The sequence below is a fragment of the Streptomyces sp. NPDC088554 genome, assembly GCF_044752945.1.
In the GTDB taxonomy this organism is placed as follows: Bacteria; Actinomycetota; Actinomycetes; order Streptomycetales; family Streptomycetaceae; genus Streptomyces.
In genome coordinates this window covers 37259-51677 of record NZ_JBIVMF010000014.1, presented here as the reverse complement: position 1 = coordinate 51677, position 14419 = coordinate 37259, and the positions used below count along the sequence as shown (strand labels likewise).

The 14419-nt window shown below is 71.6% G+C and carries 12 protein-coding genes and 1 pseudogene; 9 read left to right on the top strand and 4 right to left on the bottom strand.

Annotated features, from left to right (window positions below; genetic code table 11):
• Positions 1–5: 5 nt before the first annotated feature.
• Complete coding sequence (locus tag ACIP8W_RS17940) at positions 6–1904, bottom strand: phosphatidylglycerol lysyltransferase domain-containing protein (RefSeq protein ID WP_402203630.1); 1899 nt, start codon at positions 1902–1904, stop codon at positions 6–8.
• A gap of 142 nt (positions 1905–2046) precedes the next feature.
• Here ACIP8W_RS17940 and ACIP8W_RS17935 point away from each other — a divergent pair, with 142 nt between their 5' ends.
• Entirely contained in the window at positions 2047–3162 is a 1116-nt protein-coding gene (locus ACIP8W_RS17935) for an alpha/beta hydrolase (RefSeq protein ID WP_401956736.1), read from the top strand.
• Between the two features lie 51 nt (positions 3163–3213).
• Here the strand turns inward: ACIP8W_RS17935 and ACIP8W_RS17930 are convergent, their stop codons facing one another.
• Positions 3214–4374 carry an ABC transporter ATP-binding protein gene (locus ACIP8W_RS17930; protein ID WP_401956739.1) on the bottom strand — a complete coding sequence of 387 codons (1161 nt, stop codon included), beginning with the start codon at positions 4372–4374 and terminating at the stop codon, positions 3214–3216.
• A 174-nt stretch (positions 4375–4548) separates the two neighbouring features.
• Here ACIP8W_RS17930 and ACIP8W_RS17925 point away from each other — a divergent pair, with 174 nt between their 5' ends.
• From ACIP8W_RS17925 to ACIP8W_RS17910, 4 genes are all read left to right on the top strand, one after another.
• Positions 4549–5238, top strand: coding sequence for an ABC transporter permease (locus ACIP8W_RS17925; protein WP_402203627.1), 690 nt, complete (start codon positions 4549–4551; stop codon positions 5236–5238).
• Between the two features lies 1 nt (position 5239).
• Positions 5240–5929, top strand: coding sequence for an ABC transporter permease (locus ACIP8W_RS17920; RefSeq protein WP_401956744.1), 690 nt, complete (start codon positions 5240–5242; stop codon positions 5927–5929).
• Positions 5930–6046: 117 nt separating this feature from the next.
• On the top strand, positions 6047–7033 hold the full coding sequence (locus tag ACIP8W_RS17915; protein WP_401956747.1) for an ABC transporter substrate-binding protein: 987 nt from the start codon (positions 6047–6049) through the stop codon (positions 7031–7033).
• A gap of 163 nt (positions 7034–7196) precedes the next feature.
• On the top strand, positions 7197–8276 hold the full coding sequence (locus ACIP8W_RS17910; protein WP_402203625.1) for a hypothetical protein: 1080 nt from the start codon (positions 7197–7199) through the stop codon (positions 8274–8276).
• Positions 8277–8307: 31 nt separating this feature from the next.
• Here ACIP8W_RS17910 and ACIP8W_RS17905 read toward each other — a convergent pair whose 3' ends face one another.
• A complete protein-coding gene (locus ACIP8W_RS17905) occupies positions 8308–9459 on the bottom strand; it encodes an NADH-quinone oxidoreductase subunit D (protein ID WP_401956751.1) in 1152 nt (383 codons plus the stop codon).
• Between the two features lie 13 nt (positions 9460–9472).
• On the bottom strand, positions 9473–10423 hold the full coding sequence (locus tag ACIP8W_RS17900; protein WP_401956826.1) for an SAM-dependent methyltransferase: 951 nt from the start codon (positions 10421–10423) through the stop codon (positions 9473–9475).
• 224 nt (positions 10424–10647) lie between these two features.
• On the opposite strand from ACIP8W_RS17900, the gene ACIP8W_RS17895 reads away from it, so the two are divergent.
• From ACIP8W_RS17895 to ACIP8W_RS17880, 4 genes and pseudogenes are all read left to right on the top strand, one after another.
• Entirely contained in the window at positions 10648–11847 is a 1200-nt protein-coding gene (locus ACIP8W_RS17895; RefSeq protein WP_401956753.1) for a sensor histidine kinase, read from the top strand.
• 133 nt (positions 11848–11980) lie between these two features.
• Positions 11981–12655, top strand: coding sequence for a response regulator (locus ACIP8W_RS17890; protein ID WP_401956756.1), 675 nt, complete (start codon positions 11981–11983; stop codon positions 12653–12655).
• A 1-nt stretch (position 12656) separates the two neighbouring features.
• A pseudogene (locus tag ACIP8W_RS17885) lies at positions 12657–13258 on the top strand (AAA family ATPase).
• Positions 13259–13401: 143 nt separating this feature from the next.
• Positions 13402–14355: a Rossmann-like and DUF2520 domain-containing protein gene (locus ACIP8W_RS17880; protein ID WP_401956757.1), complete on the top strand. Its 954-nt coding sequence runs from the start codon at positions 13402–13404 to the stop codon at positions 14353–14355.
• The last annotated feature ends 64 nt before the right edge of the window (positions 14356–14419 follow it).

The window sequence follows — 14419 nt, the reverse complement described above, 5'->3', positions numbered from 1 at the left end:
GTGCCCTACGTGGTGCGGACCTCGTGGTCGGACGGCGGTCCGGTGGGGCGCTCGCCCGGACGGCTCCGGGAGGCGCGGCCGAGCCGGCGCAGGGCGCGGGGCAGGGCGAGCGTCACGAACCCCTCCGCCTGCATCGCGGCGAACCCGATCCTGGGCAGCTCGCCGGGGGAGCGGAAGACCACGTAACGCGGCTCCCAGCGCGGCTGGAACTTGGCGTTGAACTTGTACAACGACTCGATCTGGAACCAGCGGGAGAGGAAGACCAGCAGCCCCCGCCAGCAGCGCAGCACCGGGCCCGCGCCGAGCCGCTCGCCCCGGGCGAGCGCCGAGCGGAACATCGCGAAGTTGAGGGAGACGCGCACCACGTCCAGCGCGGGGGCGGCGTGCAGGGAGGCGACGATCAGCAGCTCGTTCATGCCGGGGTCCGCCGAGCGGTCGCGGCGCATCAGGTCCAGGGACATGCCGTCCGTACCCCAGGGAACGAAGTGGAGTACGGCCTTCAGGTCGCCGTAGGGGCCCGTGTCGCCGTCGCCCGGCTTGTGGGCGGTGGCGATCACGGAGTCGCCGTCGGAGGGGTCGCCGATCCGGCCGAGCGCCATGGAGAAGCCGCGCTCGGTGTCGGTGCCGCGCCAGTCGTCGGCGGCGCGGCGGACGCGCCCCAGCTCGCCGTCGGAGAGGTCACGGACGCGTCGTACCCGCGTTTCGTAGCCGGCGCGCTCGATGCGCTTCACCATCTGGCGTACGTTGCGCATGGCGCGTCCCTGCAAGGAGAAATCCGGCACGTCCACCACCGCTTCGTCGCCCAGCTCCAGCACGGAGAGCCCCGTCTCGCGGGTCCACACCTCTCCGCCGGTCTCGCTGCACCCCATGACGGCGGGGGTCCAGGAGTGGGCCTTGGCCTCGTCCATGAAGCGTTCGATGGCGCCGGGCCATGCCTCGACATCACCGATGGGGTCGCCGCTGGCGAGCATCACCCCCGAGACGACGCGGTAGCAGACGGCCGCCTTGCCGCTGGGGGAGAAGACGACGCCCTTGTCGCGGCGGAGCGCGAAGTGGCCGAGGGAGTCGCGGCCGCCGTGGCGCGCGAGCAGCGCCCGCAGCTGCCGCTCGTCGTCCTCGGTGAGCCGGGCGACCGGGTGCTCGGGCCGGAAGGCGAGATAGATGGTGGTGAGGGCGGTGAGCAGGCCGAGGGCGCCCAGGGAGTCGCCCACGGTGCCGCTGACTATGCCGCTGTAGTCGATGGGGCCGGAGAAGCCGAACAGGCCGAACAGTACGTGTTCGAGCCTCTCGGAGAGGCTGGGGTTGCCCACGGTCCGGTGCGGATGGACGCTGACGATGAGCAGGCCGAGCCCGATGGAGCCCGCGCCCATCAGGACGAAGTTCGCCAGCGCCTTCCAGCGGCTGCGCGGGTCGGGCAGGGCGGCGAACTCGCGGCGGTGCCACAGCAGCAGCGCCAGCAGGGCCAGTGAGAGCACGACGCCGCTCACCGAGTGCCGGTACGCGAACTGGGCGACGGCGCCCGCGGGCAGCAGGATGACGGCGGCCCGCCAGGCGCGGCGCTTGCGGCGCTTGAGGCCGTGGGCGAGCAGCAGCAGGAGGACGCCGGTGCTCAGCGCGAGCGCGGCGGCGTAGGGGCCGAGCGCGCCGGGGAGCACCTCGGCGAGGTCGTGCATCCGGCTGTGCCGGAAGCGGGGGAAGACTCCGGCGGCGATGTCGATCAGGCCGATGACCGCGCAGGCGGTGCCCACCAGCGCGGGGACGGACTCGGGGCGCGGGCCGCGCAGCAGCCGTCGCGCGCGCTGAGGCAGTCCGTTCGGCCGGGGGCGTTCCCCGGAGCCTCCCGAGGAACGTTCCGTCCGATTCGGAACCGATCCCGATTTATCCCCATCTAGCGTCACAGACATCGCTTCCCGGCTCCGCGAGAGATTGTGGTGGCCGAGTCCGCTTCTCCTGCGCGGACCGGACATTTTGCGACCTCTAGGACGAGGCTTTCCGGGAGCGGGTTCCTCTGGTTTCAGGAAAATCTCACGGAAGAGCTCGGTCGACATGGGTCTTACCAGCAGAAAAGTCCTGGTCCTGGCGGTTCTGGTGGCCGTGCTGCTGTTTGTGGCGACCATCTGGCTCTGGCCACGGCTGTCCCGCCGTGCGCCGAGCGCCGTACTCGGCCGTATCGGCATGCTGTTCGTCACACAGGTGACCATCTTCGCGGCCGTCGCGCTCGCGGCCAATCAGTACTTCCTGTTCTACGGGAGCTGGGGCGACCTCTTCGGTCAGGAACAGGATCTGGGGGCCGTCGTCGGGCAGGCCGCGGCCGCGGGCCGGTACGCCACGGTCATGGAGACCCAGCACACGTCCGTACCGGGCAGCAGGCAGCCCGCCGTCGCCGGACAGATCCAGAAGATCGCCGTGAGCGGTCCGAAGTCGGGGATCAACAGCACCGCGTACGTCTATCTGCCGCCGCAGTACTTCCAGCGCCAGTTCAGGAAGCAGAGCTTCCCGGCGGCCATCGTCCTCACCGGCTACCCGGGCGTGGCGGAGAACCTGATCAAGGGGCTGAACTATCCGACGACGGCCTGGACGCTGGCGAAGGAGAACAAGATGCAGCCGATGATCCTGGTCATGCTGCGTCCCACCGTGGCCCCGCCCCGGGACACCGAGTGCGTGGACATCCCCGGCGGCCCGCAGGCCGAGACCTATATCGGCAAGGATCTGCCGCACGCGGTGTCGAAGACCTACCGGGTGAAGGACACGGCCCGCAGCTGGGGCATCATCGGCGACTCCACCGGCGGCTACTGCGCGCTGAAGATCGCCATGCACCACCCGGAGCAGTTCTCGGTGGGCGCCGGGCTCTCCGCGTACTACAAGGCCGCCGAGGACCCGACGACCGGTGACCTCTTCCAGGGGCGGCAGGAGCTGCGCAACCGGGCCAACCTGCTGTGGAGCCTCGACCATCTGCCGCAGAGCAATGTGTCGCTGCTGGTCACCAGCTCCCTCAAGGGGGAGCGGAACCTCAAGGACACCAGGACGTTCATCAGCAAGGTCAAGTCGCCGGCGCAGGTGTCGTCGATCATCCTTCCGACCGGCGCGCACAACTTCAACACCTGGCGCCGGGAGATCCCGCCGGCCCTGGTGTGGATGAGCAGCCGCCTCAGCGGAGCCTGACAGCGCGGAACCCGGCGGCCGGGCCTCCTCCGTACGGAGAGGGCCCGGCCGTCAGCGGTCGACGGTCTCCACGTGTACGTCGGTACGGGCGACGGCCCGGGAGTCCGCGTCGACCGACCGGCGCAGCGCCTCGTGCAGCCGGGCCGGGGTGAGGACCCCCAGGAACCGTCCGGTCTCCGCCGCGTCGACGACCGCGATCCACCCGGCGTCGTACTGGAGCATCGTGGCGAACGCCTGCTTCAGCGAGGAGCCGACGGGCAGCCGGGCGTCCATCGGGCGGGCGTGCTCCCGTACGGTCCCCTCACGGCCGGTGTGCTCGGTGGAGATCCAGCCGTACGGCCTGTCGTCGGAGTCCAGGACGACGGCCCAGCGCGCGCCCTCCTCGGCGAGCAGCGCCGCCGCCCGCCCGAGCGGGTCGTCGAGGCGGAGGACGGGCGGCCGGTCGAGGTCGCCCTCCTCGACGGGGGTGACGGAGAGCCGCTTGAGGCCCCGGTCGGCGCCGACGAAGTCCGCGACGTACGGCGTGGCGGGCGCGCCGAGGACGGTGGCCGGGGCGTCGAACTGCTCGATCCTGCCCTGTCCGTAGACGGCGATGCGGTCGCCGAGCCGGACGGCCTCCTCGATGTCGTGCGTGACGAACAGGACAGTCTTGTCCACCGCCGCCTGGAGCCTGAGGAACTCGCTCTGGAGCCGGTCGCGCACGACGGGGTCGACCGCGCCGAACGGCTCGTCCATCAGCAGCACGGGCGGATCGGCGGCCAGCGCGCGGGCCACGCCGACGCGCTGGCGCTGACCGCCGGAGAGCTGCTCGGGGTAGCGGTCGCCGTACACGGACGGGTCGAGGCCGACCAGATCGAGGAGTTCGGCGGCGCGCGCCCGGCCCTTGGCGCGCTGCCAGCCGAGAAGACGCGGGACGGTCGCGGTGTTCTCCAGGACCGTCTTGTGCGGGAAGAGGCCGACCTGCTGGATGACATAGCCGATACGGCGGCGGAGCTGGACCGGATCGATGGCTGATATGTCGTCCCCGTCGAGGAATATGCGTCCCTCGGTCGGTTCGATGAGCCGGTTCACCATTTTCATCGTGGTCGTCTTGCCGCAGCCGGAAGGGCCGACGAGCGTGACCAGTTCGCCCCGGGCGACCTCGAAGGAGAGATCGTCGACAGCGGCCGTGCCGTCCGGGTACCGCTTGGTGACATGCTCGAATCGGATCATGGTTCCCCATTGTGCGGTGCGCGCGCGGTGGTTGTACGGCGAGTTGTGTGAAGGCCGTGTTGCTGGAATGTGGCCGTCATCCGCGATTGTCGGTGGTCGGGGATAAGGTCCGGACACAGGTCGTTTCCCCGGGTGCGGAGGGGAAGACCATCGGCGGGACGGGGAGGCGGGGGGATGGGCGCACAAGGCTGCCTGGCGGCGAACGACTGGATCTGCGGGGAATATCTCCGTTCCCGTAGCCAGGAGTTGACCGATGCCACGCTCCAGCATGTGTGGATCACGGCGGTCTCGGTCCTCATCGGACTGGTCATAGCATTTCCGCTGGCGCTGCTGGCGCGCGGCAGACCCGCTTTCGCGGGACCGGTGCTCGGACTGACGACCCTGCTCTACACGATTCCCTCGCTGGCGATGTTCTCGCTGCTGCTGCCGGTCTTCGGGCTGTCCGCCGGACTGGTCATCACGGGGCTGGTCCTGTATTCCCTCACCATTCTCGTACGGAACATCGTGGCCGGGCTGGAATCGGTGCCGGAAGAGGCCAGGGAAGCGGCGCGCGGGATGGGTTACGGACCCGTACGGCTGCTGTGGGAGGTCGAGTTGCCGCTCGCGCTGCCCGCGCTCATGGCAGGTCTGCGCATCGCCACGGTGTCGACGGTCGCGCTGACCACGATCGGCTCGATCGTCGGCCGGGGCGGGCTCGGCAATCTCATCGAGGACGCCCTGCCGAGCTTCTTCAAGGCGCAGGTGCTGGCCGCCTCCGTGCTCTGTGTGCTGCTGGCGGCCGTCGCCGATCTGCTGCTGCTCGGGATACAGCGGCTGCTGACGCCCTGGACCCGCATACCCGCGTCCGCCGGGGCGGTGATCTGACATGGACGTTCTCCCGGAAGCCTGGAGCTGGCTGACGACCGGTGCCAACTGGTCGGGCGACGGCGGGGTGTGGCACCGGCTGGAGGAGCATGTGTACGTCAGCGGGGTGGCGCTCGCGCTGGCCTGCGCGATAGCGCTGCCGCTGGCTCTGTGGCTGGGGCACCTCGGCAGGGGCGGCGCGCTCGCGATCAATATCTCCAACGCGGGCCGGGCGATCCCGGTCTTCGCCGTACTCGCGCTGTTCATGGTCTCGCCGCTGCGCAACTCCGGCTCGCTGCCCACGGTCATCGCGCTGGTGCTCTTCGCCGTGCCGCCGCTGCTGACCAATGCCTACGTCGGGATGCGGGAGGTGGACCGCGCGGTGGTGGAGGCCGCCCGGGGCATGGGCATGTCGGGGCGTCAGCTCTTCGTCCGGGTGGAGCTGCCCCTCGCGTACCCGATGGTCATGACCGGCCTGCGGTCGGCCTCCGTGCAGGTGGTGGCCACGGCGACCATCGCGGCGATGGTGGGCCAGGGCGGGCTCGGCCGGATCATCACCGCCGGCTTCAACACGTACAACACCCCTCAGGTGGTGGCGGGGGCGCTGCTGGTCGCGCTGCTCGCGCTGCTGGTCGAAGGGGTGCTGGTGGTGCTGGACCGGCTGATCGACCCGGCGCCGTCCCGGCCGGCCGCCGCCCGTACGACCGTGTGACGACCGGGCCTCCCGGCTCTCTCGGCTCCCTTTCGGTTCCTCAGTTCCTCAGTTCCTCAGTTTTTCTCGGGTTTCTCGGTTTTCGGCTTCATTGGAGAGTGGACATCAGTGGACATCATGAGAAGGACCTCGCGTCTCGCGGGTGCGGCCCTGGCGGTGGCCGCGCTGACCGTCTCGCTCGCCGCATGCGGCGGCGACAGCCTGGAGAAGGGCAAGGGCGGCTCCCCGGACTCGGGTTCCGGGTCCGGCTCGGGCGCGAAGGGCTCGCTGGTCGTCGGTGCCGCGGCCTTCACCGAGTCCAAGGTGCTGGCCGAGCTGTACGCCGGGATCCTGGCCGGCGCGGGCTACTCCACGTCCGTCACCACGGTGAGCAACCGTGAGCTGTACGAACCGTCGCTGGAGAAGGGCGAGATCGACGTGGTGCCGGAATACGCCGCCACGATCACCGAATTCCTCAACGCCAAGGTGAACGGGGCCAAGGCCGCCGAGACCGAGCCGCTCGCCTCCGGCGACGTGGACGCGACCGTCGCCGAGCTGAAGAAGCTCGCCGAGCCGCGCGGACTGAAGGTGCTGCCCGCCGGTCGGGCCATCGATCAGAATGCCTTCGCGGTGACCAAGGAATTCGCTGAGAAGAACAAGCTCAAGACCCTTTCCGATCTGGGCAGGTCCAAGATCGAAGTCAAGATCGCGGCAGGCGACGAGTGCGAGGTCCGGCCGTTCTGCGCGCCGGGTCTGAAGAAGACGTACGGCATCGATGTGACCGGCATCGATCCCAAGGGCGTCGGCACTCCGCAGTCCAAGCAGGCGGTCAAGGACGGAATCGACCAGTTGGTCCTCAGCACCACGACCGACGCCACACTCGACAGCTTCGGACTGGTGGTCCTGGAGGACGACAAGAAGCTCCAGAACGCCGACAACGTACTGCCGGTGGTCAATGCCAAGGACGCCGGATCGCCGGAGATAGCCGACGCTCTGGGCAAGTTGACCGAGGTGCTCACCACGGCCGATCTCGCCGCGCTGAACCTCAAGGTCGACGCCGAGCGGGCGAAGCCGAAGGACGTGGCCAAGGAGTATCTGGAGTCCAAAGGTCTGGTAAAGAAGTAGCGCGCGGACGGCGTCCGGACAGTAACGGGCAACAGGCAAAACGGAGTTCTCCAGAAGAAACAGCGGAGGAGCGGAGGGAGGCCGGCAACAGCCCGGCAACAGCCCGGGAAAGATTGTCCGACCGGTACCCCATTCGGTCTCCACGCACGGTAAATTTCAGGCCATGCCACGTGGACGCCACCGCCATTCACCACCTCTCCACAAGCTTCTGCCGCCGACGGCGGTCGCCGGAGCCGCGGTCCTCTGCGCGGCGGGCGCCTGGCTCTTCACGGACCCCATGGTGCTGCGCGGACTGGTCGCCGCGGCGGCGGTCGCCGCCATCAGCGGCGCCGTCGTCATGCGCGGCTGGGACCGGAGCGCGGGCCGCCGCGTCGCCGAGCTGGCGCGCGGGCGGGAGAGCGACCTGTGGAAGAGCGAGGAGCGCGTCGCCGAACTGGAATCCGACGTCGAGGAGTCGCGCGCGCTGCGCGCCAAGCTCGACACGAAGCTGCGGGCCAAGCGGGTCGAGCTGGCCAAGCTGCGGGGCGAACACGCCGCGCTGCTGCGCCGGTACGCCACCGCCCAGACCGAGCGGGCCACCGCGCTGGAGGAGCAGCGCAGGCTCGCCCTTGAAGCGGCGGCCGAGCCCAAGGCGCTGACCGGGGCCGGCGGTTCGACGAGCAGGGCGGCGTATTTCGACGCCGCCAGGGCCCTGGCGGAGCTCTCGCGCAACGGCGCGGCGCAGGAGGCGAGGCGCATCGTCGAGGCGGCGCGCGAACGCGATCTCGTGGAGCGGGCCGAGGAGGCGGAGGACCCACGGGGGAAGCACGCGGCGGTCGCCGGGGCGGAGCAGCACAGCCGCACGGCGTCCGCCCTCCCCGCCACCCGGGTGCCCACGGCCTCCGCGATCGTCCCGTACTCCCCGCTGCGCCGTCCGGCACGGACCGAGGGCGGCTTCGACTTCTTCGGCGCGCAGGGTGGGCCGGGAGCAGAGGGCGCTGAAGGCACCGAGGCTGCCCCGGATTCCGCCGATGCCTCCGGGGCGTCCGATGTCTCCGGGGCCTCCGGGAGGTCCGGGGAGGCGCCGGTCGGTCCGGCCGCCCGGCTGGAGCGCGAGGATCTCGCGGACGTCGTGGGCGAGGAAGCCCTCGCCGAGCGGCGCAGGAGCGAGGACCGGGGCATCGGTCAGGTCATCGACCTGACCGCGCACGACGAGACCGAGCGCCTCGAACTCGGCGAGCTGCGCGACGCGATCAGCTCCTGACCCGGGCCGGGCCTTCCGGCCCGCTGCCGGGCTACTTGTCGATGTCGCCGACGACGAAGAACAGCGATCCGAGGATCGCCACCATGTCGGCGACCTGAGTGCCCGGCAGCAGCTCGGCCAGGGCCTGGATGTTGTTGTACGAGGCGGAGCGGAGCTTCAGCCGGTACGGCGTCTTCTCGCCCTTCGACACCAGGTAGTAGCCGTTGACCCCCAGCGGGTTCTCGGTCCAGGCGTAGGTGTGGCCCTCGGGTGCCTTCAGGACCTTCGGCAGCCGCTGGTTGATCGGGCCGGGCGGCAGCTCCCCGATCCGCTCCAGACAGGCGTCCGCCAGCTCCAGCGCGTTGTGCGTCTGGTCCAGCAGGCATTCGAAGCGCGCCAGACAGTCGCCCTCCTCGCGGGTCACGACCCTGAGGACGCCGCCCAGCTCGCCGTACGCGAGATACGGCTCGTCGCGGCGCAGGTCGAAGTCGACGCCCGAGGCGCGGGCGATCGGCCCGGACACCCCGTACGCGTGGACCGCCTCCCGGGAGAGCGCTCCGATCCCGCGCGTCCGGCCGCGGAAGATCTCGTTGCCGAGGACCAGCCGGTCGTACACGTCCATCCGTGAGCGGACCTCGGACACCGCGTGCCGGGCCCGGCCCAGCCAGCCCGCGGGGAGGTCCTCCTTGAGCCCGCCGACCCGGTTGAACATGTAGTGCATCCGGCCGCCGGAGAGCTCCTCCATCACGTTCTGGAGCTCCTCGCGCTCCCGGAAGGCGTGGAACACCGGGGTGATACCGCCCAGTTCGAGCGGGTACGAGCCGAGGAACATCAGATGGTTCAGCACCCGGTTCAGCTCGGCGAGCAGCGTCCTGGTCCAGACGGCGCGCTCGGGCACCTCCATGCCGAGCATCCGCTCGACGGCCATCACCACCCCCAGCTCGTTCGAGAACGCCGACAGCCAGTCGTGGCGGTTGGCGAGCATCACGATCTGGCGGTAGTCACGCGCCTCGAACAGCTTCTCCGCGCCCCGGTGCATATAGCCGACGACCGGCTCCGCCCGCCGGATCACCTCGCCGTCCAGCACGAGCCGGAGGCGGAGCACACCGTGCGTCGAGGGGTGCTGCGGTCCGATGTTGAGCACCATGTCGGTGCTCTCCGCCGCGCCGCCGATGCCGACCGTCGTCCGGGTGGTCTCCGTCATGGGCGACAGTCTCTCAGAGGCCACCGACAACCCCCGGCCCGGCGGGGAGGACCGGCGCCGCGACCCCGACGGGCTGGAGCAGCCAGCAGAAGTCCCCGAGCCCCCCGCGCGCCGTCAGTTCGGCCGCCTCCCCGGCCGCCGCGAGCGCCCGTACGTACGCCGTCGGATCGGTGGAGGCGAGCGCCAGCGGCGGCCGGCCCCCGCTCACCCCGAGCCGGCGCAGCGCCTCGCGCTGGCCGAGCAGTTCGGCGCCGGGCAGCGCGCAGGCGTCCAGCGCCACATGGGCCGTCAGATCGCAGGTGCCGTCCGGTACGGGATCGACCTCCCGGCCCGCCCGGAAGCCGGTCAGCGTCCCGAACGGCGGCCGGGAGTCCCGTACATGGGCGTAGTCGACGGCGACCGCGAGACCGCGCTCCAGGGTGGCGACGGCGGCGGCCCAGGCCGCGTCACGGGGGCGGCCGATCTCCGCGCGGCTGCCGGGGCCCGCCCGCGGCCACCAGCGGGCGAGCCAGCGCGCGTCGGGCCCGTCGACGGGTTCGCCCAGCTCCTCGGAGCCGTCGGGGCGCACCAGGACGTACCGCGCGATCCCGTCGGGACCGGTCTCCGCGACCTCGACGGGGACGTTGTCGAGCCACTCGTTGGCGAAGAGCAGCCCGCGCACCCCCTCCGGCGGCCGGTCGCCCCACTCGACGCGCGGGTCGAGACCGGCGGGGCGCGGGGCGCGCTCGACCGCGTACGGCCGCACCGAGAGCCCCTCGGGTACGGCCGCCAGGACCCCGGTCAGCAACTCCCCGCGGCCCGCGCCGATATCGACGACCGTCACCTCGTCGCTGCCCAGCAGCGCGGCGGTGCGCACCAGCAGCCGGGCGACGGCGCCCGCGAAGAGCGGGGAGGCATGCACAGAGGTACGGAAGTGCCCCGCGGGACCCTCGGGCCGCAGATAGAAGCCGCCGGGGCCGTACAGCGCGCTCTCGGCCGCCGCGCGCCAGCGGACGGCGCGCTGCGGGGTACGGGCGGGGTCGGCGTGGGCGGCGTTTCTGCGGGGCGCCTCCTCCTCGTACCAGCTCGGCTTCCTGTGGGTCTCATCCGTCACGGAGCCAAGTCTCCACCTTGGGGAGTACGCTTCCGCCGACCGGATCGGTCCTCTGGCTGACCCGCCCCCTTTTCCGCCTCCCTACGCTGGATTACGTGCAGCGCTTCTACGACTTTCTCCGCAGACACCCGACGGGCGTCGACAGCTTCTGGGCTGTCATCCTCTTCGGGATCTCCCTGTTGTGGGTGGTCCAGGAGAACGACGGCACGGTGGCCCGGCTGCTGGCCATGGGTACGGTCGCGCCGCTGAGCCTGACCGTCGCGCTGCGCAGGCGGGCGCCGGAGATGATGCTGGTGGCCGTGGTGGCCGTGGGGATCGGTCAGCTCGTACTGGACGTGGGCATCAACACGGCCGACTTCGCGATGCTGGTCGTCATCTACACCGTCGCCGCGCAGGGCGGTCCCCGCTGGGCCTCCCGGCTCGCGCTGACGGGGGGCGTGCTGGCCGCGCCGGTGTCGCAGCTGCGCTGGCCCGAGGCCAACGGCGGCACGGCGGGCCAGGTCTTCGTCTCCGTCGTCCTGACCGTGCCCTTCGTCCTCGCCTGGGTGCTGGGCGACTCGCTGCGCACCCGGCGCGCCTACCTCGCGCAGCTGGAGGAGCGCGCCACCCGGCTGGAGAAGGAGCGCGAGGCACAGGCCAAGGTGGCGGTCGCCGCCGAGCGCGCCAGGATCGCCCGCGAACTGCACGATGTCGTCGCGCACAACGTCTCGGTCATGGTGGTCCAGGCGGACGGCGCCGCCTATGTGCTGGACGCCGCGCCCGACCAGGCCAAACAGGCCCTGGAGACCATCTCCACCACCGGCCGGCAGGCCCTCGCAGAGATGCGCAGGCTGCTGGGCGTGCTGCGGACCGGCGACACCAGGGAGACCGGCGAGTACGTGCCACAGCCCGATGTCGGCCAGATCGAGGATCTGGTCGAGAAGGTACGCGCCGCCGGGCTCACCGTGGACTTCAGGATCGAGGGCACCGCCCGCCCGCTGCCCAGCGGCGTGGAGCTGACCGCGTACCGCATCGTGCAGGAGGCCCTCACCAACAGCCGCAAGCACGGTGGCCCCGATGTCGGCGCCAGCGTCCGCCTCGTCTACTTCGACGACGGGCTCGGTCTCCTCGTCGAGGACGACGGCCGGGGCGCCGCCCACGAGCTGTACGAGGACGGCGGGGCCGACGGCGGGGGCCACGGGCTCATCGGCATGCGGGAGCGGGTCGGTATGGTCGGCGGCACGCTGGACGCCGGGCCGCGCCCCGGCGGCGGCTTCCGGATCAGCGCGCTGCTCCCGCTGAAAGCCACGCACTGAGACCGGCCCTTTGAGTCCGGCCTCTACAGAGGTTGAGCGCTCCGCTACAGGGACGCGACCTCCCGTCAATCCAGCACCTGTACGTTCACCCCCACCGTTCGCCCCATCGGCCTCCAGGACAAGGACCCTCCCCATGTCGATCCGCGTGATGCTCGTCGACGACCAGGTGCTGTTGCGCACCGGTTTCCGTATGGTGCTGGCCGCGCAGCCGGACATGGAGGTCGTCGCGGAGGCCGGGGACGGCGCGGAGGCGATCGAGAACCTCCGGTCCACGGCGGTGGACGTCGTTCTGATGGACGTCCGTATGCCCCGGCTGGACGGCGTCGGGGCGACCCGCCGGATCTGCGCCGAGCCCGGCGCCCCGAAGGTGCTCATCCTGACCACCTTCGACCTGGACGAGTACGCCTTCTCCGGGCTCAAGGCCGGAGCCAGCGGCTTCATGCTGAAGGACGTACCGCCGGGCGAGCTGCTGAACGCGATCCGCTCGGTCCACAGCGGCGACGCCGTCGTCGCCCCCTCCACCACGCGCCGGCTGCTCGACCGCTTCTCGTCGCTGCTCCCGAGCACGGGCAAACCGGAGAGCAAGGTGGTCGAGCGGCTGACCGGCCGCGAGCGCGAGGTGATGCTGCTGGTCGCGCAGGGTCTGTCGAACGGCGAGATCGCGGGTCGGCTGGTGCTCTCCGAAGCGACCGTGAAGACCCATGTCGGCCGGATCCTCACCAAGCTCGGCCTGCGCGACCGCGTCCAGGTCGTCGTCCTCGCCTACGAGACGGGCCTGGTCCGGGCGGGCGGCGGAGCGGGGGCCTGACGTGCTGCTGTGGATCAACGGCCCGTTCGGGGGCGGCAAGACCCAGACCGCGTACGAGATCCGGCGCCGACTGCCCGGCAGCGTCGTCTGCGACCCGGAACACGTCGGCTTCGGCCTGCGCCGCATGCTGCCCGCCGACCTGCGCGGCGACTTCCAGGACCTGGCCGCGTGGCGCCACGGGGTGTACGAGGCCTCGACCTGGCCCTGCGCGCGGACGGGCGCACGGTGATCGCCCCGATGACGCTGGTCGACCGCGGCTACTTCGAGGAGATCATCGGCCGGCTGCGCGCGGACGGGCACGAGGTGCGTCACTTCGCGCTGCTGGCCGAGCGGGAGACCGTACTGCGCAGACTGACCGAGCGCGGCTGGGGCACCGGGCTGAAGCGGGAGAGCTTCGCGGTACGCCGGCTCGACCACTGCCTGGACGCCCTGGCCGACCCGCTGTTCGCCGAGCACCTCCGCACCGGCCGGCTGCCGCTGCCCCGGGTCGCGGACCGGATCGCCGCCTCGGCCGGGCTGCGGCTGGAGCCGAACACGTACGGGCGCGCGCGCCACCGGCTGCGCCGGATCCGGGTCGGGCTGGGCCATATCCGCTTCGGCTGACGCCTGACACCTGACGCCTTGGCGCGGAAACGGATCGCCTCCCACACCCTGTGGACAAGCCGGGTGGCCGGGCGAAACCCTGGCGTAGCATGGCGAGAAATCGTCCGGTACCCCCTGCGGACTGGAACGGAAGGCCCCACCGCGTGAACTCCACAGCACAGGAACCCTTCGACCCCCGGGACCGCCCCGCCAGGCTGACCGTGGGTGTCGTCGGAGCCGGGCGGGTCGGTCCGGCGCTCGCCGCGTCGCTGCGGCTCGCCGGGCACCGTCCGGTCGCCGTGTCCGGCGTTTCGGACGCCTCCGTACGGAGGGCGGGAGCCCTGCTCCCCGACGTCCCCCTGGTCACCCCCGCCGAGGTCCTCGCCCGCGCCGAGCTGGTGCTGCTGACCGTCCCCGACGACGCGCTGCCCGGCCTGGTCGAGGGGCTCGCGGAGACCGGCGCGGTCCGGCCGGGACAGCTGATCGTCCACACCTCGGGGCGGTACGGGGTCAAGGTGCTGGACCCGGCGCTGCGCGCGGGCGCCCTGCCGCTCGCCCTGCACCCCGCCATGACCTTCACCGGCAGCCCGGTGGACGTCCAGCGGCTGGCGGGCTGCTCGTTCGGCGTCACCGCGCCCGAGGAGCTGCGGCTGGCCGCCGAGGCGCTGGTCATCGAGATGGGCGGCGAGCCCGAGTGGATCGCCGAGGAGTCCCGCCCGCTCTACCACGCGGCCCTGGCCCTGGGGGCGAACCACCTGGTCACGCTGGTGGCGCAGGCCATGGAGCTGTTGCGTACGGCAGGGGTCACCGCCCCCGACCGGATGCTCGGCCCGCTGCTCGGCGCCGCCCTGGACAACGCGCTGCGCTCCGGTGACGGCGCGCTCACCGGCCCCGTCGCGCGCGGCGACGCGGGCACGGTCGCCGCGCATGTCGCGGAGTTGCGCGCGCACGCGCCGGGCGCCGTCGCGGGCTATCTCGCGATGGCCCGTACGACCGCGGACCGCGCCCTGGCGTCCGGGCTGCTCAAGCCGGAGCTGGCGGAGGACCTCCTCGGCGTCCTCGCGGGCGGGGACAGTGCGGGCGACGCCCTCGGAGGCGGCGCGGGAGGCACCCGGTGAGCCTGTCGCAGGCCCGCCCTGCCCGCCTCCTGTCGCGCGAGCCCGCCACGGAAGAGAAGACTGG